This window comes from Duganella flavida, assembly GCF_009857445.1.
GTDB classification, from domain to species: domain Bacteria; phylum Pseudomonadota; class Gammaproteobacteria; order Burkholderiales; family Burkholderiaceae_D; genus Rugamonas; species Rugamonas flavida.
Genome location: NZ_WWCN01000015.1, coordinates 126,366 through 152,024, shown reverse-complemented (window position 1 = coordinate 152,024; position 25,659 = coordinate 126,366). Strand labels below are relative to the sequence as shown.

Genomic DNA, 25,659 nt, shown 5'->3' with positions numbered 1-25,659 from the left:
TGAATGAATTCGCATAACCACATCCTGCGCCGCGCCGTACTGGCAGCTACCCTGGCACTCGGTGCCAACGCCATCGCCGCACCAGCTGAAAAACCGCTGACCGACTGGCCGCACATCACCAGCGCCGTCAAGCAGGACAAGGCGATGGAAGCAAAGATCAAGCAGATCGTGGCCGGTATGACGCTGGCGCAGAAGGTCGGCCAGATGACGCAGCCGGAAATCAAATTCAGCACGCCGGAAGACATCCGCAACTACTACATCGGCTCCGTGCTGAATGGCGGCGGTAGCTGGCCGCAGAATAACAAGCACGCCAGCGCCGCTGACTGGGTCAAGCTGGCCGACGCTTACTACGACGCTTCGATGAGCACCGACATGAAGGTGCAGATCCCGGTTATCTGGGGCATCGATGCCATGCACGGCAACTCGAATATGTACGGCGCCACGCTGTTCCCGCATAACATCGGCCTCGGTGCTGCGCGCGATCCTAAGCTGGTGGCCGACATGGCCAAGTCGGTGGCGAAGGCAGTACGCGCCACCGGTATCGACTGGGTGTTCGCGCCAACGCTGGCCGTGGTGCGCGATGATCGCTGGGGCCGCACTTACGAGAGCTTCTCGGAAGATCCGTCCGTCGTCAAATCGTACGCCGCCGGCTACGTCAAAGGCCTGCAGGGTGACCTGAAATCCGATAACTCCGTAGTGGCCACCGCCAAGCACTTCGTCGGCGACGGCGGCACGGCGGAGGGCAAGGACCGTGGCGTCAACCAGTCCACCATGTCGGAGATGATCAATATCCACGCGCAGGGTTACTACCCGGCGCTGCAAGCGGGCGTGCAGACCGTGATGGCATCCTTCAATAGCTGGAACGACGTCAAAGGCAGCACGGACCACGGCAAGATGCACGGCAGCCGCGAGCTGCTGACCGTGGCGTTGAAAGAGAAGATGGGCTTCGATGGCCTGATCGTCAGCGACTGGAACGCCATCACCGAAGTTCCGGGCTGCGCGGAAGACAGCTGTGCCGCTTCGATCAACGCTGGTGTCGACCTGGTGATGGTGCCGGAAAAATGGAAGACCTTTATCGCCAACACCATTGCGCAAGTAGAGAAGGGCGAGATTCCAATGTCGCGCATCGACGATGCCGTGACCCGCATCCTGCGCGTGAAACTGCGTTCCGGCCTGTTCGACGGCAAGAAGCCGTCGCAGAACATCTACGCCGGCAAGCAGGAAGCGCTGCAAGATCGCGCACTGGCGCGCAAGGCGGTGCAGGAGTCGCTGGTGCTGCTGAAGAATAACGGCAACGTGCTGCCACTGGTACGCGGCAAAAAGATCCTCGTGGTCGGCAAGTCGGCTGACAACATGGCCAACCAGTCGGGCGGCTGGTCGCTGACCTGGCAGGGCACCGACAACCAGAACAGCGACTACCCATACAGCGACACCATCCTGACCGCGATCCAGGAAGTCGCTGGCAAGGACAATGTCACCTTCAGCGAAAACGCCGCCGGCGTTGACGTCAGCAAGTTCGACGCCGTGATCGCAGTGATCGGCGAAACGCCTTACGCTGAAGGCGATGGCGACATCGGCCCAGCGGGCACGCTGCGCCTGAGCGGCCGTCATCCGGAAGACCTGGCAGTGCTGCTAGCCGTATCGGGCAAAGGCAAGCCGGTGGTGACGCTGGCGATTACCGGCCGTCCGCTGTACACCAACGATCTGCTCAACCTGTCGGACAGCTTTGTGGCCGCCTGGCTGCCGGGCACCGAGGGCAAGGGCGTGACCGATGTCCTGTTCCGCAAGGCGAACGGCAAAGTGAATGTCGACTTCCGCGGCAAGCTGTCCTTCTCGTGGCCGAAGTCGGCTTGCCAGACACCGCTGAACCTCGGCGACGCCAATTACGACCCGTTGTTCAAATTCGGTTTTGGCTTGAACTACAACAGCAAAAACACTCTGCCACAGCTCGATACTAGCTATCCTGATGGTGGTTGTAGCAAAACTACGGCAGTACCAGTGTACAATCCAACGGACCGCTCGACTTACAGCTTATATGTGAGCAGCGGCGGCCAGCGCGTGGCGCTGGGTGCAGACCTGAACGCCGTGTTCAACCTGCCGACCGTCAAAGTGGAAACTGCCCAGATCAACACCCAGCAGGACGCCAAGCGCCTGACCTGGACCGGTGCGGCGAAACTGGAGGCGCAGGGTCGCAAGGCGATCAAACTGCCGGCATACGCCAGTACAGATGGCGCGTTGCAATTTGACGCCATCGTGTCGGCTGCGCCGCAGGGCAAGGTCGCTATCGGCATCGAGACGGTGGAGCTGGACGCCAGCGCTGTATTCCAGCAACTGGCGGGCAAGGGCAAGCAGACGGTCAAAATCCCTCTGTCGTGCTTCAGCGCCAAAGGCTTGTCGCTGGCCGCTTTGAGTACGCCGTTCAGCGTGAGCGCCGACGCACCGTTCGCCGCGACGTTTGCCAACATCCAGATCGTTGGCGGCGCTGCCAAGGACAAGGATGCGCTGGCGTGTGGGGACTTTAAATAAAAAAACGAGGAGAAGGTAAAAGTATGGAACACTATTCGCAAGCTGCCCCGGTAGCATCCGGGCAGTCGCAGTCGGCAGGCGGGAATACCGTGCCGCTGGTCATCGTCACCATCCTGTTCTTCATGTGGGGTCTGCTGACCTCACTGAACGACGTGCTGATTCCGCACCTGAAGGCGGTCTACACGCTGAGCTATGTGCAGGCGATGCTGGTGCAATTCTGCTTCTTCGGCGCGTACTTCATCGTGTCGCTGCCAGCCGGTATGCTGATTAAAAAGCTCGGCTACCAGCACGGCGCCGTGGCTGGCCTGACCATTGCGGCGGCCGGTTGCGCGCTGTTCTATCCAGCGGCGACCAGCGGCTACACGCTGTTCCTGATTGCCTTCTTTGTGCTGGCGAGTGGCATCACCATCCTGCAGGTGGCGGCTAATCCTTACGTGGCAGTGCTGGGCGATCCGCGCACCGCGTCGAGCCGTTTGACCCTGACCCAGGCCTTCAACTCGCTGGGCACCACCGTGGCGCCTACGCTGGGCGGCATGCTGATTTTGGGCGGCGTGGTGCTGAGCGCCGACGACCTGGCCAAGCTGCCGGCGGTGGAGCAGGCTGCGTATCACGCCAAGGAAGCGGCAGCTGTGCAAGGTCCGTATCTGGCGCTGGCAGCGGCGCTGCTGGTGCTGGCCATCCTGTTTGCGCTGGCACGCCTGCCTAAGATCGCGGAGGCAGAAGGCAATGGCGCGCAAAGCGGCTTCAAAGAGGTACTGAAACACCGCCATCTGGCGCTGGGTGCGGTGGCGATCTTCCTGTACGTGGGCGGTGAAGTCAGTATCGGCAGCTTCCTGATCAACTTCCTGGGCGATGCCAAAGTCGCCAGCCTGGCGGCGGCGGATGCTGCGCACTATGTCAGCTTCTACTGGGGCGGTGCGATGATCGGCCGCTTCATCGGCTTCGCTGTGATGCGCACCATCAGCCCGGGCAAGGCACTGGCCTTTAACGCGGCAGCGGTGATCCTGCTGGTGCTGCTGGCCATCTTCAGCGGTGGCTCGGTGGCGATGTGGGCGATTCTGGCGGTTGGCCTGTTCAACTCCATCATGTTCCCGACCATCTTCTCGATGGCCTTGAACAAGCTGGGACCACTGACCGGCCAAGGTTCGGGCGTATTGTGCATGGCCATCGTCGGCGGCGCGCTGGTGCCGTTCGCACAAGGCCTGCTGGCTGACACCATCAGCCTGCAACTGTCCTTCCTGGTGCCGGCTGCGTGCTACACCTTCATCCTGTGGTTCGGCCTGAAATACGCTAATATGTACAGCGAAAAATAAGGGTTACCTTGATCGCTCAAAAGCTCCCTGCGGGGAGCTTTTTTTATGGGAGTGTGCATATGGTTGGCGCGTTAAGCAGGAAGCAGTGGTTTGCCTTGATCGTAGCGGTGACGCTCACCGCGCATTACTTCTTTTTCCGCGTGCCGTTTGTCGCCAATGATTATGGCCGCAAAATGGCGGAGTGGCGCGCGATATCCAGGGCTACTGGATGCTGCTGGTACTGGCCGAGAGTGTGCTGGAGGTGTACTTGATGGTGCTGCTGGTGCGCCGTGTAAAAACCTTGCTGCGCTTTAGCGGGAATGCGGATGAAGCGCTGGCGCAGGCGATTCACAGCCGCTTCGGTAAGCGCGGCTTCGCGCCGTTTGCTTTGTTCGAATCCTGCGCTACCGCCAGATGGGCAGCATCAACGTAGAAATCCGCCTGCGCGAGGGCGGCCGGTATTCGAAAATCTACCTCAGCCTCGACAAACCTGACGCCTTCATCGACGCCCTGCGCCAGCACTTGCCGCAGTAATCAAGCCAAGGCGCCAATCAAGCGCTGTATGCGAGTCAGCGGAATCACGGCATCCGGCTCATCGATTTCCATTACAACATCGTTGAAAGCCGCGGGCCGTAGATGCTCAACCTCGTTCGTGTCGGATTGCCGCGCTTCGTCGAGTAGTTGCTGGAGGGCCGGCGGATCCAGCAGATTTAGTTTGGCGAGCAGTGCGCCATATTTCCTGACGTCGGCTTCGTTGGCTGCAATACGCTCCGCCGGTCGAATGGCAAGGTTTATGCAACCAAACACGGCGAATGTCGCCAGCAGCCAAGCCGATAGCGTTGGCATTTGTGCTGCCAAGGTGGCCACCGCGCTGCTGCCGGCAAGCAGGCTCATGAAGATAAGCGTGGTCTGGATGCGACGGTAGAAGCGGGCTGTGCGTTGGCACAGCCGTTGCCCGTAGCGGAATATGAAGTAGAGCTCGTCCTTATCTTCATCCATGGTCAGTTTCCTCCTTCTTGGGCTGCGGATTGGGCGGCGCGGGCTTGCGGCGTTTGCGTTTCCGTTTGGGAGGCGGGCGCTACGGGAAATGAGACTTCGGTTCGAGGAAATTCATTGTATGCCTTTCAGCGCCTTCTTGATGGGCGCACGATTCCATCATGCAGGCGCTTTAAACGCCTGCATTGCGATGGATCAGTTGGGAAAGGCTGATGCGCTTAGAGGAAGCGGTCGATGATTTTTTTGCTGTGCTTGTCCAGATCGCGCAGGTCGCGGATCAGGTAGTGGATGCCGTGGATGTCGGTGATCAGCAGCGTATCGATGGTTAAACGGCGAATGTCCTCTTCGCCGCGCAGCACAAATTCGGTATCGCCGCGATCAGTTTTTACGGACCAGGTGCACGGCGTGGCGTAGCTGGTCACGCTATTGATGCGGGCGATTTCAGGCATGAATTCGCGGCCGCTCAGTTCTTCGCTGACCAAGGCGCCGATCGCTGCAGGCAGGTCGCTAATGCGTTCGATCCATGCTACTTCTTTGCCGTCGCCATTGAGCAGCGAGATGCCGTCCTCCGGCGCTTGCACCGGGAAGGCGCGCACCGGCGAGACGCCTTCGTGCACCACGCCTTCGGTGGTGGTCAGCACCAGCTTGCCGAAGGGATTGCGGGTCAGTTCAAATTGCTTCGTCATCTTATTCTTCCTTGGCCAGTTCCGCATTGCGCGCTTGCGCCTGATACAGACGATAGTAAGCGCCTTCGAGGGCCATCAGTTCATCGTGCGGACCATCTTCCACCACCACGCCGCGATCCAGCACGACCAAGCGGTCTGCTTTCTGCAAAGTAGACAGACGGTGCGCAATCGCGATGGTGGTGCGGCCTTGCACCAGGTTGTCCAGCGCGCGCTGGATTTCTTTTTCGGTTTCCGAGTCCACCGAGGCGGTGGCTTCGTCGAGGATCAGGATCTTCGGATCGATCAGCAAGGCGCGTGCAATCGAGATACGTTGACGTTCACCGCCCGACAGGCCTTGGCCGCGTTCACCGACCATCGAGTCGTAACCTTGCGGCAGGCGCAGGATGAATTCGTGCGCATGCGCTGCGCGTGCAGCGGCGATGATTTCTTCGCGCGTCGCTCCCGGTTTGCCGTACGCCAGATTCTCAGCGATGGTGCCGAAGAACAGGAATGGCTCCTGCAGCACCAAGCCGATATTGCGGCGATAGTCCGACACTGCAAAGGTGCGGATATCCACGCCATCCAGCAGGATCGCGCCTTCCGCCACATCGTAGAAACGGCAGATCAGGTTGACCAGCGTGGATTTGCCGGAGCCCGAATGGCCCACCAGACCCACCATCTGGCCCGCTTTGATATCGAGATTAATGCCGCGATTAACCGCGCGGTTGCCGTAGCGGAAGCCGACTTCGCGCAGGCTGATGTCGCCCTTGATCTTGCCCAGCTTGACCGGATTCACAGGCTCCGGCACCGACGATACGTGGTCGAGGATATCGAAAATACGCTTGGCCGCCGACGCCGATTTCTGCGTCACCGACACGATACGGCTCATCGAATCCAGGCGGCCATAGAAGCGGCTGGCGTAGGCCACGAATGACGACAGCACACCTACCGTGATATTGCCTTTCGAGACCTGATAAATACCAAACACCCAGATCACCAGCAGCCCAAGTTCCGTCAGGAAGGACACGGTCGGCGAGAACAGCGACCACACCTTGTTCAACTTGTCGTTGACTGCCAGGTTATGTTTGTTAGCGGTGCGGAAGCGGTTGGCCTCGCGCGCTTCCTGCGCAAAGGCCTTCACCACGCGGATGCCGGGAATCGTATCGGCCAGCACGTTGGTGACTTCGCCCCACACGCGGTCGATCTTTTCAAAGCCGGTGCGCAGGCGGTCGCGCACCAGGTGGATCATCCAGGCGATGAACGGCAGCGGCGCCAGCGTGCAGATGGCCAGCCATGGATCGAGATTGAACAGGATCACGCCAGTCATCACGATCATCAGGCAGTCGGACAGGAAGTCCAGCAGGTGCAGTGACAGGAACACGCAGATGCGGTCACTCTCCGAGCCTATCCGCGACATCAAATCGCCGGTGCGCTTGCCGCTGAAGTATTCCAGCGACAGCTGCAGCAAATGTTCATAGGTGGTGGTGCGCAGGTCGGCGCCTATGCGCTCCGAGGCCAGCGCCAGCACATAGGTCTTGCCCCAGCCGAAAATCCACGCCAGTATCGAGGCACCGACCAAGCCAGACATGTACATCACCACCAGCGATGGATCGACCGCCTTGCCGTTCTGGTACGGAATCAGCACATTGTCCATCAGCGGGATGGTCAGGTAGGGTGGAATCAGGTGGGCGCCGGTAGACAGCAGCATGAACGTGAAGCCCAGCGCCAGCTGCCATTTATATGGCTTGGCGAAGCGCCACAGGCGGAACAGGGTCCAGGTCGACGGCGGCGTGTAGACCACCTTGGTGCAGACCGGGCATTCTTCCTGGTCGGGCTCCAGCGGCGCCTTGCAGCTAGGGCAGATATTTTTCTCTTCTTGCACCACAGGCTGGCCGGTCGAATGGCTGTCGAGGTGCGCATCGAATTGTTCGACCAGGCGGATAGCCGACAAATTCTGGCCCAGTGTGAAACGCCACGCGCCAAGGCGGCCGTGCGCATTTACCAGCTCCAGATGGCCGACGCCGGCGTGATCGTGGTGTCTCAGCACCAGATCCGGCGCAAACGGCCACGATTCCCAGCCGGATGCACCCGGCGCGCGGGCCAGCACACGGCCCGGTGTGACCACAATTATCCCCTTGGAAAAACGAAGTTGCTGATCCAAGTCAACCTCCAGGGCACTTACTGCGTTTTCCCCTTGGGAAAGTTGTGCCTGTATCTCGGAACGCCAGCGTTCTGGAAGATCGCCTGTGCTGGATACGGTGGAAAGTTGTTCGGTTGTCATCGTGAGGCTTGCTCCGGTGGGGAAAAGGGCTGTTATAACGGCTTATTTACGGTATTCTGTCAGTGATCAAACATTTGACAGAAAACAATAAAACCGGATGTTTTGCTGTGGCGGCAAGTATACCGCACAGCAGCCTGCCCGGGATACAGGGTTCAAGGGTTTAAAATACGCGGCGCGTGCTGGCTAAGCCGATAACAAAGTTACAAGAATCAATACATGACTAAGAAGAAAGACATTGAAGTTCTCCGCGTGACCCACTTGCGCGGCCCCAACATCTGGACGTATCGCCCAGTGATCGAGGCGTGGCTGGATATCGGCGAGCTGGAGAACTTTCCCTCGAATTTGCTGCCCGGTTTGTATGAGCGCCTGACGGCGATCCTGCCGGGGCTGATCGTCCACCGCTGCGGCGTGGGCGAGCACGGCGGCTTCCTCGAACGCCTGCGCGACGGCACCTACGCCGGCCACATCCTCGAACACGTGGTGCTGGAGCTGCAAAACCTGGCTGGCATGAAGACTGGCTTCGGCAAGACCCGCCAGATCGGCGAAGACACCGGCCTGTATAAAATGGCTTTTCGCACCCGCCAGGAAGAAGTCGGCCGCGCCGCGCTGGCCGCCGGCCGCGACCTGCTGATGGCGATGATCGAAGACCAGCCTTACGATCTGGCCGCCACCGTTGAAAAACTGACCGATATGGTCGAGAGCCTGTGTCTCGGTCCAAGCACCGGCAACATCGTCGATGCTGCCGGCGTGCGCAAGATCCCGCACATCCGCCTGACCGATGGCAACCTGGTGCAGCTGGGCCATGGCGCCGCGCAGCGCCGCATCTGGACCGCTGAAACCGAACACACCTCGGCCATCGCCGAAGGCATCGCCAGCGACAAAGACCTGACCAAGACCCTGATCTCGTCCTGCGGCGTGCCGGTGCCGGAAGGCGAGCTGGTACGCAGCGCCGAACAAGCCTGGGATGCCGCGCAAGACATCGGCCTGCCAGTGGTACTGAAGCCATACGACGGCAATCATGGCCGTGGCGTTTCGCTCAACCTGAGCACCGAAGCCGACATCGCCGCCGCCTATGCGCTGGCCGCAAAAGAGGGTGACAGCAGCAGCGTGATCGTCGAACGCTTCATCGTCGGCGACGAACACCGCCTGCTGGTAGTGGGCCGCCGCGTGGTGGCTGCTGCCGCTGGTGAATCGCTGTGGGTCACCGGCGACGGCAAATCCACCGTGCTGCAACTGTGCGACAGCCAGATCAACACCGACCCGCGCCGTGGTGATACCGAGGAATTCCCGCTGGGCCGCGTGACGCCGCGTGAATCGGGCGAGATCGTGCTGGAACTGCAGCGCCAGGGCCTGACGCACGACTCCGTGCCGGCCGAGGGCGTGAAAGTGCTGATCCAGCCGAACGGCAATGTGGCAGTCGATGTCACCGACAAAGTTCACCCGCAAGTGGCCGCAGCGGCGGCGTTGGCGGCGCGCGTGGTCGGCCTGGACATCGCTGGCATCGACCTGGTGACCTCCGACATTTCGCGTCCGCTGGACGAAACTGGCGGCGCTATCATCGAAGTCAACGCCAGCCCGGGCCTGCTGGCCCACCTGAAGCCGGCCGTGGGCGAACCACGCAACGTCGGCGAAGCGATTGTTGAACACCTGTTCGGCGAAGCCACTGGCCGCATGCCGATCGTTGGCGTCAGCGGCAAGCATGGCACCACCATGACCGCGCGCCTGATCGCGTGGCTGCTGCAAATCAGCGGCAAGAAAACCGGCCTGACGTGCGCCGACGGCTTGTTCGTCAACGGCCGCGAGCTGCCGCTGGATGGCTTGAGTGAATGGGAAACCGGCGAGCGCCTGCTGCTCAACAAGAGCGTGGAAGCAGGTGTGTTCGAATCGAGCGCGCGCATGATCCTGGCCGAAGGCCTGGCCTACGATAAATGCGCCGTCGGCGTGGTGACGGATGTCAGCGACTTTGAAGACGTCAGCGACTTCCACATCGAGAGCCTGGATAAGCTGTACAACGTGCTGCGCACGCAAGTGGACGTGGTGCTGCCGAGCGGCGCTGCGGTGCTGAACGCCGCCGATCCGCAAGTGGTGGAGATGGCCGACTTGTGCGACGGCGAAGTGATTTTCTACGGCGCCGACGAGCACCTGGTAGCCATCGCCGCGCACCGCCAGGATGGCAAGCGCGTGGTATTCCAGCGTGCCCACTGTATCGTGATGGCCAATGGCGACGCCGAAGTCGCGAGCCTGCCGTTGTCGCCGCTGGTGCCGCCGGAAGCCGTGCTGGCCGCGATTGCCGCCGGCTGGGCGCTGGGTCTGACGGCGGACCTGATCGGCGCCGGCTTGCGCACGTGGGAAGCGTCGCCGAAGAAAACGCATCACTGATCGAAATCACAGAAAGAACAAGAAGAGTCATATGGAAGTCATACGCACCCGCGCCCTTCGTGGCCCGAACCTGTGGAGCCACCACACCGCGGTGGAAGTCATCGTTTCGTGCCCGCCGGAAGAACAATCGATCGCCACGCTGGCCGGCTTTGAGCAGCGCCTGCGCGAGCGCTTTGGCACCATCGGCGCCTTGCGTCCGACCGGCACCTCGGACGCCGTGCCGCTAGCCCGCGTGCTTGAAGTGGCGACATTGAGCCTGCAAGCGCAAGCTGGTTGCCCGGTCACCTTCAGCCGCACCACTGCGACGCTGGAAGATGGCATCTACCAGACCGTGGTCGAATACACCGAAGAAGCAGTCGGTCGCCGTGCCGTGGAACTGGCGGAAAACCTGATCAACGCCGCATTGGCTGATACGCCGTTTGATTTGGCCGCAGCGCTGGCAGAATTGGCTGATCTGGATGAAGACGTGCGCCTCGGCCCAAGCACCGGCGCCATCGTCAACGCCGCTGTGGTGCGCGATATTCCATTCCGCCGCCTGACCGAAGGCTCGATGGTGATGTTCGGCTGGGGCTCGAAACAGCGCCGCATCCAGGCTGCTGAAATGGACACCACCGGTGCGATTGGCGAGACCATCGCGCAGGACAAGGAACTGACCAAGAAGCTGCTGCACGCAGCGGGCGTGCCGGTGCCTATCGGCCGCTCGGTGGAAGATGAAGCCGACGCCTGGAAAGCCGCGCAGGAAATCGGTCTGCCGGTGGTGGTGAAACCAAAGGACGGCAATCAGGGCAAGGGCGTAACGGTCAACATCATGACCAAGGAACACCTCGAAGCCGCCTTCCGCACCGCCAAAGAATTCCGCGACGATGTGATGGTCGAGCGCTACCTGCCAGGCCACGATTATCGCCTGCTCGTTATCGGCAACAAGCTGGTGGCCGCTGCGCGCCGCGATCCACCGCAAGTGGTGGGCGACGGCAAGCACACCGTGCGTGAGCTGGTGGACATCGTGAATGCCGACCCGCGCCGCGGCTCTGGCCATTCGACTTCGCTGACCAAAATCCGCTTCGATGATATTGCGATTGCGCGCCTGGCGCTGCAAGACCTGCAGGCGGATTCGGTGCCGGCCCACGGCCAGCGCGTCATCCTGCGTAACAACGCCAACCTGTCGACCGGCGGTTCCGCCACCGACGTCACCGACGACGTGCATCCTGAAGTAGCGGCACGCGCGGTGGAAGCGGCGCAAATGATCGGCCTCGATCTGTGCGGTGTGGACGTGGTGTGCGACAACGTGCTGTCGCCGATTGAGAATCAACGCGGCGGCGTGGTGGAAGTGAACGCCGCACCTGGCCTGCGCATGCACATTGCGCCATCGTTCGGCAAAGGCCGCGCGGTGGGCGAGGCTATCGTCAACACCATGTTTGCACCGGGCGAGAACGGTCGCATTCCAGTGGTGGCGGTAACTGGCACCAACGGCAAGACCACTACCGTGCGCCTGATCGCGCACCTGCTGACTGCCAGCGGCCTGCGTACCGGCATGACCAATACCGACGGCGTCTACATCGAAGGCCGCCAGACCGACAGCGGCGATTGCAGCGGTCCACGCAGCGCGCGCAACGTGCTGCTGCACCCTGACGTTGATGCGGCGGTGTTTGAAACCGCGCGTGGCGGCATCCTGCGTGAAGGCTTGGCCTTCGACCGCTGCCAGGTCGCAGTCGTCACCAACATCGGCATGGGCGACCACCTGGGCCTGAATTACATCACCACCGTGGAAGACCTGGCGGTACTCAAGCGCGTGATCGTGCAGAACGTATCGGAGAGCGGCTTCGCGGTGCTGAACGCAGTTGATCCTATCGTTGCCGGCATGGCTGCAAATTGCCGCGGCAAGGTAATCTTCTTCGGCGCCGACCGCACGCACCCTGTGATCGCCACGCATCTGGCGCAGGGCAGCCGCACCGTGTACGTGGAAGATGGCCACATCGTGGCAGCAGAAGGCCGCGAGCAGCACACCATTCCGCTGTCGGCCGTGCCGATCACCCGCAATGGCGCGATTGGCTTCCAGGTCGAGAACGTGATGGCGTCGGTGGCTGCGGCATGGGGCGTGGGCATCAGCTGGGACGCGATCCGTCTCGGCCTGAAAACCTTCGCCAATGATTCCGACAATGCGCCGGGTCGCTTCAACGTGTTCGATTACAAAGGCGCGACGCTGATCGCCGACTACGGCCACAATCCGGACGCGATTCTGGCGCTGGTGAAGGCTGTGGAGACCATGCCGGCCAAGCGCCGCGTGGTGGTGATCTCGGGCGCCGGCGACCGCCGCGACCAGGACATCACGCAGCAGACCGAAATCCTCGGCCGCGCGTTTGACGACGTGCTGCTGTATGAAGATGCCTGCCAGCGTGGCCGTGTCGATGGCGAGGTTGTCGCGCTGCTGCGCTCCGGCCTGAACGGCGCACCGCGCACTTCACACATCGAGGAAATCTACGGCGAATTCAAGGCCATCGATACGGCGCTGTCCCGCCTGCAAGACGGCGACCTGTGCCTGATCCTGATCGACCAGGTGGAAGACGCGCTGGCCCACATCGCCAAGCGTATCAAAGAAGCATAGTTTAGTTTATATCTATCGATTCCATAGATATAAATAGATTTTACATATGACGCTCGTTGTTTAGAATAGCTCTACGCTATCAAACAACGAGAGGTCATTGTCATGAAAATCACCACCGCATCCGGCATCCCAGTCGCCGACAACCAGAATTCCCTGACCGCCGGCCCACGTGGCCCGGTGCTGCTGCAAGACTTCCACCTGATCGAAAAACTCCAGCACTTCAACCGCGAGCGCATTCCTGAGCGCGTGGTACACGCCAAAGGCTCGGGCGCCTACGGCACCTTCACTGTCACCCACGACATCAGCCAATACACCAAGGCCAAATTGTTCGCAGCGGTGGGCAAGCAGACCGAGACCTTTGTGCGCTTTTCTACCGTGGGCGGCGAGAAGGGCAGCGCTGATACCGAGCGCGATCCACGCGGCTTTGCGCTGCGCTTCTACACCGAGGAAGGCAACTGGGATCTGGTCGGGAATAACACGCCGATGTTCTTCATTAAAGACGGCATCAAGTTCCCGGACTTCATCCACACCCAAAAGCGCGACCCGCAGACCAATCTGAAATCGCCAACCATGATGTTCGACTTCTGGAGCAAGACCCCGGAAAGTCTGCACCAAGTGACGATGCTGTTTTCCGATCGCGGCACGCCGGATGGCTATCGTTTCATGGACGGCTTTGGCAGCCACACTTTCAGCCTGATTAACGCGGCTGGTGAACGCGTCTACGTCAAGTGGCACTTGAAGACCCAGCAAGGCATCAAGAACCTGTCGGCTGCCGATGCGACGCGTCTCGCCGGTGAAGATCCAGACTACGCGCAGCGTGACTTGTTTGGCGCCATCGCCGCTGGCGACTTCCCGCGCTGGGCGGTCAAGCTGCAAGTGGCCACCGAAGCCGAACTGGCGGCATGGGAAGCGCGCACCGGCTGGAATCCGTTCGACCTGACTAAGGTTTGGCCGCACAAAGACTTCCCGCTGATCCCCGTCGGCGTGCTGGAGTTGAACCGCAATCCGGTCAACTACCACGCGGAAGTGGAGCAGGCTGCGTTGTCGCCATCGAACGTGGTACCGGGCATGGGCTACTCGCCGGACAAGATGCTGCAAGCGCGCTTGTTCGCTTACCACGACGCGCAGTTGTACCGCGTCGGTACCAACCATCAGCACTTGCCGGTGAACGCGCCACGCTGCCCGTTCCACAACCAGCAGCGTGACGGTGCGATGGCGGGCGCCAACGGCAGCGCGTCGGTCAACTACGATCCGGTGCAGTCCAACGGCAGTAATCCGCACGGCATGGGCCACGGCGAACCACCGCTGGCGCTGGACGGCGCGGCTGGCCGCTACGACGGTCGGGGCAAGGAAGATGACTACACCCAGGCCGGTGACTTGTTCCGCCTGATGCCGGCCGATGCGCAGCATAAGCTGTTCAACAACATCGCCGGTCCATTGAGCCAGGTCAGCGCCGAGATCATCGCCCGCCAGCTGGCGCACTTTGATCAAGCCGATGCCGCCTACGGCGCCGGCGTGCGCGCAGCATTAAAAGCGCGTGGCGTCAACGTGGCCTAAAGACCACGGCTGGCCGCCGCGAAGTGCACTACAATCGTAATGTTGCAGTGCACCGTGGAGGTCCGACTTGAAGTCTCATCCCGCTTGTCCACCATCTTCCGCCTTGCCGGGCCAGATCGTTCTGGTCTTGCAGGGCGGCGGCGCTTTGGGCGCCTACCAGCTTGGCGTCTACCAGGCCTTGCATGAAGCAGGCATAGAGCCCGATTGGGTGATCGGCACGTCCATCGGCGCGATTAATGGCGCGCTCATTGCGGGCAATCCGCCCGAGCAGCGGCTGGATCGGCTGCGCGAATTCTGGCATCGCATGGAGCGTAATTCCTTCGGTTTTGACGCCATGCCGCGCGCGGTGGCGAATGCGATTACAGTGGGGCAGGGCATACCGGCTTTCTTTGAGCCGAATTTGACCTCATGGTGGAATCCCGAAGCGCGCGTCGGCGTGGAGCATGCCTCCTTTTACCAGACCACGCCTCTGCGTAACACCTTGATGGATCTGGTCGATTTCGATTACCTCAACGCGAAGCATATGCGCATGACGGTGGGCGCGGTGAATGCCCGCAGCGGTGCGATGCGCTACTTCGACACGCGCCGCGAGCCGCTGTGCGTGGAGCATGTGATGGCGTCTGGCGCGCTGCCGCCAGCCTTCCCTGCGGTGCGCATCGACGGCGAGCCATACTGGGACGGCGGCATTTACTCCAATACGCCGATAGAAGCGGTGCTCGACGATGAACCGCGCCGCAGTTCGGTGATCTTCTCGGTGCAAGTGTGGAACCCGGACGGCAGTGAGCCGGAAAGCGTGCTCGATGTACTGGATAAGCACAAGGAAATCCAGTACGCCAGCCGCGCCAGCAATATCGAACAGCAGCGCAAGCTGCACCGCCTGCGCCATGTGATCCGCGAACTGACCAAGCATCTGCCGCCGGAAGAACTGGCATCGCAGGAAGTGCGCGACCTCGCATCATGGGGCTGCGGCACCGACATGCACGTAGTCTCGCTGCGCGCACCGCGCATCGGCAACGAGGACCACACCAAGGACATCGACTTCAGCGCCGCCGGCATCCGCGCCCGCTGGCAGGCCGGTTACGATGACACGCAGCGTTTCATCAAGCAGCGCCCGTGGGACCAGCCTATCGATCCTATCGAGGGCATCGCGATCCACGAACTGGTCGCATGATAAAGGCGTTTTACGCCATGAAAGTGGCTGCTCGTCGCATCAGCTGATTTGATAATAAATCAACAGCTAAGCTACCAGCACGATCACTTTTATGGAGTCAAAGTCTCATGCGTAAATTCCTTCTCGCAGCAGTCATGATCTTCAGCGCCATCACCGCCCGCGCTGCAGACAAGGCAGCTACTGTCGATCTGTTAGCCCAGCGCCTGTCCGACAAATATATTTACGCGGACGAAGGAGGCAAGATGGCTGCCGCCGTCCGCGATCATTTGCGTAAGGGCGACTACGATAAAGCTTCGACGGATGCAGAATTCGCCGAACTACTGACCGCTCATATCCAGGCGGCCCACCCGGACAAGCACTTGAGCGTCCGCTTCGTCCCCAACGCGCTACCTGACCGGCCTCGCCCATCTCCCACGCAAGGCATGCCTGCCGAGATGCGGCAGCGTATGACCGAGTTTGGAAAATACATGAACTTCTCGTTTGAGAAGGTGGAGCGCCTGCACGGAAATATCATGTATCTCAAGTTAAACGGCTTCTTTGAAGCGGATATCGCCAAGGCAGCTGCTACGGCGGCCATGAATCTGTCAGCCAACGGGAACGCGATGATTATCGATCTGCGCGACAACCACGGCGGCGATCCGCGCATGGTGGCGCATCTGGCGAGTTATCTGCTTGGCGATAAGAAGATCCATCTCTCGGACATCTACTACCGTGCTGATAATGAGACCAATTCCTTCTGGAGCGACCCTGCCGTTCCGGGCGCGCACTTTGGTGCGGACAAGCCAGTGTATGTGCTGACCAGCGGCGAGACCTTCTCTGCAGCTGAAGATTTTACGTACAACCTCCAGGCGATCAAGCGCATCACGGTCGTTGGTGAAACCACGGGAGGCGGCGCGCATCCTATCCAGCCATTCCGCATCGATACGAACTTAATCGCCGTGATCCCGGTGGGACGCTCGATTAACCCGATCACAAAAGGCGATTGGGAAGGTTCTGGCGTTAAGCCCGATGTGGCTATCGCCTCCGATAAGGCCCTGGTTAAAGCAAATGCATTGGCGCTGCGTCAGGTGCTGCAAAATGTCGATCCACGAGAGCGGTCCGTCCTGGAGAAAAAACTCGCGGAGCTGGAAGCTGCTTTGTAACTTAGCCTAGTACGTCGTCGCAGACTTCCAGCCACGCGCGCGCCGCGTGCGAGAGGTAAGTGCCGCGCCACACGTGGGCTGGTTGCCATGGCAGTTCGGGATCGACCAGCTTCACTGCATCGAGATGGCCGATGGCCAGCCGGTGGATGAAGGGCTCCGGCAGCAGGGCGACGCCCATGCCGGCGGAGGCCATCGCCACCAGCCAGTCCCACTGGCCGCTCTGCGCGGCGATCTGCGGCTCGAAGCCCGCTTCGGCAAAGGCTGTGCGCAGCGCGCGGGTCATGGCGAAATCGTCTTTCAGCAGCACCAGCGGCGTTTTCGCCAGCGACTTCAGTTTCAGCGTGGTGCGGTTTTTCTGGAAGGTGTTGCGCGCGGCCAGCGCCCAGATCGGGTAGCTGGCAATCGGCGACGACTGCAATCCCAATGCCGGATCGGCCGGCAGCACTGTCAGGCCAATTTCCAGATCGCCTTGCGCCACCTGGCGTTCTATCGCCTGGCCGGCGTCTTCCTGCAATGTCAGTGTGATGTTGGGATGGCGCTGGCGGAAGGCCTTCAGCACTGGCGTGAACAGCAGGTTGATCATCGGTGGGATACCGACCGTGAGATGGCCGCGTTCCAGCGCCTGCGTGTCGCGCACTTCGGTCGCCAGTTGGCGCATGGTGGCCAGCATTTCCACGCCGCGTTCGTAGACCACATTTCCGGTGTCGGTCAGCGTTAATCGGCGGCCTTCGCGTATCAGCAGCTGCGCGCCAACTTCCTCTTCCAATTGCCGCACCATCTTGCTGATGGTCGATTGCGTGACGTGCAAACTTTCCGCCGCCTGCGTAAAACTGTTCAGACGGACGGTTTCGACGAAGTAGCGCAGTGATCGCAGGTCCATGAATATAACGACTGGAAGTTGAGAATTTAAGTCATGAAACGACTTTCTCCTGATTCTATACTGGATCAAAGAATGAGGAGAACAATCATGTACGAAGATCGCATCCGCCGCCCGGCGCTCATGAACAAAGTAATGACCGCCGAACAAGCCGCCCTTTTATTCAAAGATGGCATGACTGTGGGTATGAGCGGCTTTACCAGAGCCGGAGACGCCAAGGCGCTGCCGTTAGCGCTGGTTGAACGTTCGCGCCAGTCGCCTTTGCATCTCACTCTGTTAACCGGCGCTTCGCTCGGTAACGACAGCGATGGCTTGATGGCCAATGCCGGCGTGGTCGCGCGCCGCATGCCGTTCCAGGCCGACGCCGCGCTGCGCCGCAAGATCAATTCCGGCGAGGTGATGTTTATCGACCAGCACTTGTCTGAGACCGCCGAGCAACTGCGCTCCGGCGATTTGAAATCCATCGATATCGCCGTGATTGAAGCAGTGGCGATTACGCCGGATGGTGGCATCATTCCCACCATGTCGGTCGGGAACACGGCTAACTTCGTGCAGCAGGCCGACAAGGTGATCGTCGAGATCAATCTCAGTGCGCCGCTGGCGCTGGAAGGCTTCCACGATATTTACGTACCGGCTGCGCGTCCGCATCGCGGCGCGATTCCGCTGCTGACGCCTTGGCAGCGCATGGGCTGGACCGCGATCCCGGTGCACCCGGACCGCATCGCCGCCATCGTCATTACGGATAGCCCGGACAGCCCATCCAACGCGCTGCCACCGGACGACGAGACCGACGCCATTGCGCGCCACGTCATCACCTTCCTTGAAGGCGAGGTGAAAGCAGGGCGCATGGATGCCTCGCTGCGTCCACTGCAGGCGGGCATCGGCACCATCGCCAATGCTGTGCTACATGGCCTGATCGATTCGCCGTTCCGCGACATGACCATGTATTCGGAAGTGCTGCAAGACAGCGCGATTGAGCTGCTGGATTCCGGGCAGTTGTCGATGGCGTCGGCATCCTCGATCACGCTGTCGGCGGCCATGCATGAGAAGTTCATCCAGAACCTAGAGAAGTACCGCGAGCGCATCGTGTTGCGGCCGCAGGAGATCAGCAATCATCCGGAAGTGGTACGCCGCCTCGGCATCATCGCACTGAACACGGCGCTGGAGTACGACATTTACGGCAACGTGAATTCGACCCACGTCAGCGGCACCCACATGATGAACGGTATCGGCGGCTCGGGCGACTTTGCGCGCAACGGCCAACTGTCTATCTTCGTCAGCAAGTCGGTGGCCAAGGATGGCGCGATTTCGAGTGTGGTGCCGTTCGTGGCGCACGTTGACCACACCGAGCATGATGTGGACGTGGTGGTGTCGGAATGGGGCTTGGCCGACCTGCGTGGCCTGGCGCCACGCGAGCGCGCGCCGCTCATCATCGAGAACTGCGCCCACCCGGATTATCGCCCGCAACTACGAGCCTATTTTGAGGAGGCGAAGCAGGGTGGCGGCCAGACGCCGCACGTGCTGGAGCAAGCTTTGTCGTGGCACGCCCGCTATAAACGCGAAGGGAGCATGCTGGTAAAATAGTGGTCATTGGTACTTCTTAATATTGGATCAACATGACCATCAAAATCAGCCAGAACTTCGACTCCGGCGCTATCGAAGTGCTGCGCGCCGACAGTGCAGCCACCATTGAACTGAACCTGCGCAAAGATTCGCACGCGGACATTCACCAGTGGTTCCACTTCCGAGTCCAGGGTGCACGCGGCCAAAAGCTGAACATGCGCTTCCTGAACGCCGGTTCGGCAACCTACGCCAAGGGATACGATGGCTATCAGGCAGTCGCCAGCTACGACACCGAGAACTGGTTCCGCGTGCCGACTACGTTTGATGGCGAGGTCATGACGATCCAGCACGCGCCGGATACCGACAGCGTCTATTACGCTTATTTCGAGCCGTATTCGTTCGAACGCCACCTGCGTTTGCTGGGCGAGGTGGGCGAGCATCCGCTGGCCCGCGTGCATGATCTGGGTTCGACGGTTGATGGCCGCGATATGAACCTGGTCGTCATCGGCAAGCCGGAAGCGGAAAAGAAAATCTGGTTCATCGCGCGCCAGCACCCGGGCGAATCGATGGCCGAGTGGTTCATCGAAGGCCTGATCGATTCGCTGCTGGATGACGCGAATCCAATCGCGCGCAAGCTGCTGCAACGCTGCGTGTTCTACATCGTGCCGAACATGAATCCGGACGGCTCGGTGCGCGGCAACCTGCGCACCAACGCGGCTGGCGCTAACCTGAATCGCGAGTGGATGACGCCATCCGTCGAGCGCAGCCCGGAAGTGCTGTACGTGAAGCAGAAGATGCACGAAACCGGCATCGATATGTTCTTCGATATTCACGGCGACGAAGCGCTGCCGTACAACTTCGTGGCCGGTAACGAAATGCTGGAGAACTTCAGCGATGAGCGCCGCGCCAAGCAACAGGCTTTCATTGACCGCTACAAGAATGCATCGCCGGACTTCCAGGATGCCGTGGGCTACGCTGCCAGCAAGTACAAGGAAGACATGCTGACGCTGGCCTCCAAGTACGTCGGCCATCACTTCGGCTGCCTGGCGCTGACCCTCGAAATGCCGTTCAAGGACAACGCTGATCTGCCGGATCCACACGTCGGCTGGAACGGCGCGCGTAGTGCTGCACTGGGTGCTGCGATCTTGCAGCCTATCCTGCTGTCGCTGAACGACTACTGATCATGGGCGTTGAAATCGAGCGCAAGTTCCTGTTGCGCGGCGATGGCTGGATGCAGCTTGGAGAACCGGTGTTCTTCAAGCAGGGCTACCTGTCGTCGCACAAGGACCGCGTGGTGCGCGTGCGGATTGAAGGCGGGCGTGCGGTCATGACGGTCAAGGGCCGCAACGTCGGCGCCACGCGCGGCGAGTGGGAATATGAGATTCCCGTTGCCGATGCGGCCGAACTGCTGGACGGTTTGTGCGAGCAGCCTTTGATCGAGAAATACCGCCGCCGCATTACGTTTGCGGGCAATTTGTGGGAAGTAGATGAGTTCCTTGGCGCAAATGCCGGTTTAGTCGTGGCGGAGATCGAATTGCAGTCGGAGGACCAGCAGTTCGACAAGCCGGATTGGATCGGCGAGGAAGTCACCGATGATCTGCGCTACCTCAACTCAAGCCTGATCAAGCACCCGTACTCTGCCTGGTAAATAAAAAAACCATGTGGCAATGCGGCGGCCTTGGCTGCTGCATGCGCACATGGGGCTTTTGTTTTAGTGGAAGTGCTCCGTGCCGGCTGGGGCGTCTTCCGGCATTTCGGCGTGGGCTAGTTCGCCTTGTGGGTCGGCGAACAATGGGGCACCGCAGTCATCGCAGAACTCCACCACGTAGCGCTCGGTGTGCTTCTTGATCTGCGTAATGCCTGCTGCGTTCAGGTGCGCACTGATGTCCTCTACCGGCGTCAGCGGCTTTTGCAGCGCTGCCAGTGCGACCGGACCTTCCGGTGGTGTGCCTTCCTCATCCTCTTGCCCGTACAGCGGCCACACTACGCCGTAGATCACATCCGACGATGAACGCTGCGTGAAGGCCACGCGGTATTCGTCGATCTGGCCGTCGGCACTTTCCTCGCCAAAGCCGGCAATCACGGCGCGTAGTTCGGAAGGTTCCACTGCGAGCGTGTGCGTCAGGTAGTGCACCGCTGCGCGAATCGAGACCGGGCGGATCAACTTGTCGGCTTCGCGGCAGGCCATGTAGTACGCCTCCGGCAGCAGCAGCTCGACGCCGCAACCCGGCAGCAGGCGGTTGACGGTTGGCGTGGCTTGCAGGCGCCATTGCTCCAGCGCGGATGCGCGCTCAACAGCGAAGCTGGCCTGGTGCTCAGGCATCTGCCAACGGAACAGCGGCGCGCCAGCCGGCGCCACCACGGCCACCAGCAGGTAGCGGGTGTCGGCCAGGAAGGGCGCGGTTTCAGGCACTTTGGTGTCGGCCTTCAGCGTGCTGCCTTTGATGGCTGCTTGCGCCAGCTTGTGTACTTTGCCGTAGGTCTCGACGTGGCTGCGCGGCAGCTGGTCGATCGAAAACAGGGTAGGCGACATCGCCATCTGCGTACCATCGGCCAGCAGGTGGGCGGAGAAATGGGCCGACAGCGTTTGCAGGATATCGGATGGAATCGCACCGGAGGCAATCGCAAAGCGAGTCCACGCCAGGATAGGCGCAGCCACCAGCAGCACGTCATATGGCTTGCTGACACCATCGGCGGTGTCGACGTTGAAGCTGCCCGATTCGCTGACCGCTTCCACGCTGTCCATCAGCACGTCGTATGCGTTCAGGTCTTCCTTGAACAGCGCGTTGAGCGTGGCGTCGATAGAGTCTTGGTGGCCGGTCTTCAGGAGTTTATGGAGCTGTGCATCGAGAGAGTGTTCCCACGCCCGTTCTTCGATACGGCTAGCCGCCTGCCCGACTGCCTGGGCATAAGTGGCGAGGCGCTGGCTCTCGGCGGACAATTTTTGGGATGAAGCTTTAGATGGACGACGCATAGCGCAGTAAGAGTCTCATTAAAAGTGAATAAAACGGATCAGTCATGCAAATGATAACCCTTATAAGCCCTATTGTAGTTGATTACTCAGATTGAGATGTTTTGACCGCTCTCGCCGAGCCGGCTTAGTGAGCTAACTCTTCGCTGAGCCTTGCCTGATGTTGAGCTTGGTGATGAAAGCAGTCAATGTGCCTGTTGACCCTGCAGAACATGCTTGGCCGTCGATCGTTATTGTGCACATACTCCATTAGTTTTTTGCCCTCTTGATGCTGACACAATCCAATACGTAGCGCGAACGTCGCGAGCTTATCGTACAAATCCTATGTGGTCACAATAGGGTGATGAACATGTAATAGGTTCATGTCGAGCGCCGTACGTATCGCTTCTTGCTAAGAGGACTGTCGAGTTGACCTTCCATTGAAAATGTGATCTTTGGGTTGATTCCTGCGTACCGATAGTAGGGTACTGTTTAGACTGCATCACTCGATTAGTCTTTCTTAACTACTAATGGTTGAGTTGCAATTTTGCAATACCTTTTGGTAAAGAACAGTGACCACGACGGAGAAGCTGCATGGATCAAGCTCTGATACGGAAGTTGACAGACATATATAAGACTTATGGTTTTGAGCTGGCAAAAACATATAAAAACGACAGTGTTTTGGTTTTTACACTAAAAACAGGATACTTTGACAACGCTGATATTGTTCCCACTGACGCCCAGAGTGACTCCGGTGTGGCATTTAAAGAATTTTCTGACGCTGGATTCGCGTGCACTATTCGCTCTTTTTTATCGCCGGATCAGGCGGAGCAACAACTGTTTAAGGGTTTTTTTTCAGTTGATTCTATTTTAGCTCGTTTAGATAACGATTATCAGCGTTTTGCAAATAATATAGTTTCTGCCTTTTCGGAAGACGCAAAATATGAATATATTAATGCGCCGTACTTGATTAACGGAAAACCCGGTGCTTTGAGTCCTGCTGAAGAAGTTACTTCTAGGATATCCTCTACTAAACCCACTTTATTTCTTATTGAGGCAGCAGCAGGCTTTGGAAAAACTTGTACGGCATATGAATTAGTACATAAACTTACCGAAAAGCATGAGTTTTTACCATTATTTTCAGAGTTATCACGCAACAGGCAGGCCGTAATATTTCGTCACATCTTACTTGATGAAATAGATCGGACTTTCCCCATGTTGAGCTCTCGACTAGTGCAAAATGAAATGCGCAATGGCCGTGTAATTACGGTACTTGATGGTTTCGATGAGTTGCTCAGGAAAAATGATGACGGAGGTGAGTTCGAGAATCATGAACCTATGTTGGAAACTATCGGAGAATTTTTGACTGGCAATGCAAAGATAGTTTTGACCACAAGGAGAACAGTTTTATTCGAAGGTGATGCGTTCCATAGCTGGGTTGATAAGCATAGTGATGAGTTTGATCTTATCCGAATAAAAATCAGTGAACCTAAAGTAGCCGATTGGCTGCCGGATGCCCGTATTTCCTCTCTCCAAGAGGCTGGTTTAAAAGTTGAGCATATAGCGAATCCGGTATTGCTATCTTATCTAAGGTGTATTTCAGATGCGGAATTTGTTGATGTGGCTTCTCAACCGCATGAATTGGTGGATCGGTATTTTGATTTTATGCTAAACCGTGAAACTATACGGCAAGATCTGCGAATGAATCCTGCTCGGCAACAAAGGGTTTTAAAATCCATAGCTGAAGATATGATTAATTTTGGTTACACATCAGAAAATCGCGACTATATAGTTGATCAAATAGCACGTGATAATTCGAAATTACTTGATGACGCGTTATTGGCATATCCACCAGGACAGAGACCTACAAAGGAAGGATTGGTAAATAAACTTGCGAGTCACGCTTTGTTAGATCGTAATGTAAGAGAGCCTGATAAGATTAGTTTCGTTAATGAGTTTGTTTTTGGTCACTTTATTGCTCAGATTATACTTAAGGATGCCGACTGGATAAGTGATGATCTTCGCTTTATTGAACCCGCGGTAATTTCCTATCAACCACGATCATCATCAACGAAAGGTAAGTTATGGGAAAATTTGTCTCAGTCATTAAATTTCCTTCCTGTTTCCGATCAAATTGATATTTCTGCACGACTTAAAGAAGAGGTTGGATTTGAGTTGGAAAATGACGAAGCTCAGGGTCTGGAATTCGTTGAGTTATTAATAGGCCAAGCCTATATTTCTAATTTCCAGTTCAATGAATGCGTCTTCAAGAAGTGTGAGTTTGATCTTAGCATGTTGAGCGAGGTAACCTTTCTCAATTGTAGATATTATGATTGTCAAATAATAAATTTGACGGCGAAGGGGCCGATTCATGAGTTTGGTGGAATCGGCGATCAGGAAATAATTGAGCTGCTTACACAGTCTACCGTAAATGCCGCTGACGCTGTCGCGCCTGATAGGCAGTTGCTTCTTGATAGATTCGTATTAGAGCGCTTCTGGCCTGTTGGACGCGATACAGTCATGCACAAACATAGGCCGATCAAAGGCATTTGTTCTAATTCTGGAGAATTTCGACAAGGTGAAATACTGGACTCTATACTTTCGTTAAAAAAACGAGGAATATTGCTAGAACCTCATTCAGCTTCGTTTGTAGAATTAAATTTCGAGAAGATTATCGAAGTCCGCTTGATTCTAGGGCGGCAGGGGGCAGTTCATGGCAACTAACTTCAGACATTCCGCGGAAAATATTAGGCGAGAAGTAGAGACGATCCTACAAAGAGCCGGGATCTTATGTCGTGTATTCGCGAGAGGGAAAGATGAGCAATCTTTAAGGAAAAAGCTTGAAAGAGAGTCGGGAAAGTATAGTCGCGATGGAAAAATGATTCAAGATGCTATTGGCATCAGAGTAGCACTCTATTTTTCTGAGGATGTTGAAATTGTTGCTGGGCTACTGGATAAGGAGTTTAATATTGATAGGGCCTCATCTACGGTTGATGTTCCTAAAGCTGATCAGTTCGCTGTAACACGGCATAATTTAATTTTTACAGTTCCAGAGCAACACAGCGGCGATGTAACGAAAGCAATAGGTAGTTTGCCGATTGATAAGACGTTTGAGGTTCAACTTAGAAGTATACTTTCTGAGGGATGGCACGAAGTTGAGCATGATTTGCGTTATAAGTCGAAGAAAAACTGGGAATCTCAGCCAGATTTAAGTCGTGCACTGAACGGTATTATGGCTACAATCGAAACGGCAGAATGGTCCATGCGCAAGATATTTGATGATTTGGCATATCGGAACTATAAATGTAGGAAGTGGCCGGAAATGTTGCACAATAAGATTCGGATGCGAGTCGAGCCCCATTTGTCTGCACCGCTTTGCGTTCTTTTTGATGCTGATCTGGACTTGGCAAAGGCAATATTTCGTATTGATCGGGTAGCGGTAATGTCGGTATTAAATCGGGCCCGGCCAACTTTGCCGATAAATCTTGACAACTTGGTTTATATTTGGAACTACATATCAGTGAGAAATTCGAAAATTAATGAATTAACACCGAAATTTATAGTTGATACTCTTGACTCTTTGTACGGGAAACTAGTGGACGTAATTTCCGTCGAAGAGGTTGAGGAAACTGATGCTTGATACTAAATTTTGACTGTG

At 58.0% G+C, this 25,659-nt stretch carries 18 protein-coding genes; 13 read left to right on the top strand and 5 right to left on the bottom strand.

Annotated features, from left to right (window positions below; translation table 11 throughout):
• Positions 1-3 precede the first annotated feature (3 nt).
• The 3 genes from GTP46_RS22390 to GTP46_RS22380 all read left to right on the top strand — a co-directional run bounded on the left by GTP46_RS22390 (position 4) and on the right by GTP46_RS22380 (position 4,251).
• Positions 4-2,526: a glycoside hydrolase family 3 protein gene (locus GTP46_RS22390; protein WP_161008838.1), complete on the top strand. Its 2,523-nt coding sequence runs from the start codon at positions 4-6 to the stop codon at positions 2,524-2,526.
• Positions 2,527-2,549: 23 nt separating this feature from the next.
• Complete coding sequence (locus GTP46_RS22385; protein ID WP_161008837.1) at positions 2,550-3,839, top strand: sugar MFS transporter; 1,290 nt, start codon at positions 2,550-2,552, stop codon at positions 3,837-3,839.
• 181 nt (positions 3,840-4,020) lie between these two features.
• Entirely contained in the window at positions 4,021-4,251 is a 231-nt protein-coding gene (locus tag GTP46_RS22380) for a hypothetical protein (protein WP_161008836.1), read from the top strand.
• Between the two features lie 101 nt (positions 4,252-4,352).
• On the opposite strand, the gene GTP46_RS22375 is transcribed toward GTP46_RS22380, so the two are convergent.
• The 3 genes from GTP46_RS22375 to GTP46_RS22365 all read right to left on the bottom strand — a co-directional run bounded on the left by GTP46_RS22375 (position 4,353) and on the right by GTP46_RS22365 (position 7,760).
• Positions 4,353-4,817: a hypothetical protein gene (locus tag GTP46_RS22375; RefSeq protein ID WP_161008835.1), complete on the bottom strand. Its 465-nt coding sequence runs from the start codon at positions 4,815-4,817 to the stop codon at positions 4,353-4,355.
• A gap of 215 nt (positions 4,818-5,032) precedes the next feature.
• Positions 5,033-5,500 (bottom strand): cyanophycin metabolism-associated DUF1854 family protein, encoded by a 468-nt coding sequence (locus GTP46_RS22370; RefSeq protein WP_161008834.1) that lies wholly within the window; start codon positions 5,498-5,500, stop codon positions 5,033-5,035.
• Position 5,501: 1 nt separating this feature from the next.
• A complete protein-coding gene (locus tag GTP46_RS22365) occupies positions 5,502-7,760 on the bottom strand; it encodes a cyanophycin metabolism-associated ABC transporter (protein WP_161008833.1) in 2,259 nt (752 codons plus the stop codon).
• A 216-nt stretch (positions 7,761-7,976) separates the two neighbouring features.
• Here GTP46_RS22365 and GTP46_RS22360 point away from each other — a divergent pair, with 216 nt between their 5' ends.
• The 5 genes from GTP46_RS22360 to GTP46_RS22340 all read left to right on the top strand — a co-directional run bounded on the left by GTP46_RS22360 (position 7,977) and on the right by GTP46_RS22340 (position 16,611).
• Positions 7,977-10,139: a cyanophycin synthetase gene (locus GTP46_RS22360; RefSeq protein ID WP_161008832.1), complete on the top strand. Its 2,163-nt coding sequence runs from the start codon at positions 7,977-7,979 to the stop codon at positions 10,137-10,139.
• A 31-nt stretch (positions 10,140-10,170) separates the two neighbouring features.
• Complete coding sequence (gene cphA, locus GTP46_RS22355; RefSeq protein ID WP_161008831.1) at positions 10,171-12,741, top strand: cyanophycin synthetase; 2,571 nt, start codon at positions 10,171-10,173, stop codon at positions 12,739-12,741.
• 102 nt (positions 12,742-12,843) lie between these two features.
• On the top strand, positions 12,844-14,298 hold the full coding sequence (locus GTP46_RS22350) for a catalase (RefSeq protein WP_161008830.1): 1,455 nt from the start codon (positions 12,844-12,846) through the stop codon (positions 14,296-14,298).
• A 67-nt stretch (positions 14,299-14,365) separates the two neighbouring features.
• A complete protein-coding gene (locus tag GTP46_RS22345) occupies positions 14,366-15,469 on the top strand; it encodes a patatin-like phospholipase family protein (protein ID WP_229259057.1) in 1,104 nt (367 codons plus the stop codon).
• Between the two features lie 107 nt (positions 15,470-15,576).
• Positions 15,577-16,611 carry a S41 family peptidase gene (locus GTP46_RS22340; protein WP_161008829.1) on the top strand — a complete coding sequence of 345 codons (1,035 nt, stop codon included), beginning with the start codon at positions 15,577-15,579 and terminating at the stop codon, positions 16,609-16,611.
• A gap of 1 nt (position 16,612) precedes the next feature.
• Here GTP46_RS22340 and GTP46_RS22335 read toward each other — a convergent pair whose 3' ends face one another.
• Positions 16,613-17,491, bottom strand: a complete 879-nt coding sequence (locus GTP46_RS22335; RefSeq protein ID WP_161008828.1) for a LysR family transcriptional regulator — start codon at positions 17,489-17,491, stop codon at positions 16,613-16,615.
• An 87-nt stretch (positions 17,492-17,578) separates the two neighbouring features.
• On the opposite strand from GTP46_RS22335, the gene scpC reads away from it, so the two are divergent.
• Genes scpC through GTP46_RS22320 form a run of 3 tightly spaced genes read left to right on the top strand, consistent with a single transcriptional unit; the run spans position 17,579 to position 20,699 of the window.
• Positions 17,579-19,072: a succinyl-CoA:acetate CoA-transferase ScpC gene (gene scpC, locus GTP46_RS22330; protein WP_161008827.1), complete on the top strand. Its 1,494-nt coding sequence runs from the start codon at positions 17,579-17,581 to the stop codon at positions 19,070-19,072.
• Between the two features lie 32 nt (positions 19,073-19,104).
• Positions 19,105-20,232: a M14 family metallopeptidase gene (locus GTP46_RS22325; RefSeq protein ID WP_161008826.1), complete on the top strand. Its 1,128-nt coding sequence runs from the start codon at positions 19,105-19,107 to the stop codon at positions 20,230-20,232.
• A 2-nt stretch (positions 20,233-20,234) separates the two neighbouring features.
• Positions 20,235-20,699: a CYTH domain-containing protein gene (locus GTP46_RS22320; RefSeq protein WP_161008825.1), complete on the top strand. Its 465-nt coding sequence runs from the start codon at positions 20,235-20,237 to the stop codon at positions 20,697-20,699.
• 63 nt (positions 20,700-20,762) lie between these two features.
• On the opposite strand, the gene GTP46_RS22315 is transcribed toward GTP46_RS22320, so the two are convergent.
• Entirely contained in the window at positions 20,763-22,025 is a 1,263-nt protein-coding gene (locus GTP46_RS22315) for a DUF2863 family protein (protein WP_161008824.1), read from the bottom strand.
• Positions 22,026-22,595: 570 nt separating this feature from the next.
• Between GTP46_RS22315 and GTP46_RS22310 the strand changes: the two genes are divergently transcribed.
• Positions 22,596-24,725 carry an NACHT domain-containing protein gene (locus GTP46_RS22310; protein ID WP_161008823.1) on the top strand — a complete coding sequence of 710 codons (2,130 nt, stop codon included), beginning with the start codon at positions 22,596-22,598 and terminating at the stop codon, positions 24,723-24,725.
• Complete coding sequence (locus GTP46_RS22305) at positions 24,715-25,641, top strand: RelA/SpoT domain-containing protein (RefSeq protein WP_161008822.1); 927 nt, start codon at positions 24,715-24,717, stop codon at positions 25,639-25,641. The genes GTP46_RS22310 and GTP46_RS22305 overlap by 11 nt, the downstream gene beginning before the upstream one ends.
• Positions 25,642-25,659 lie beyond the last annotated feature (18 nt).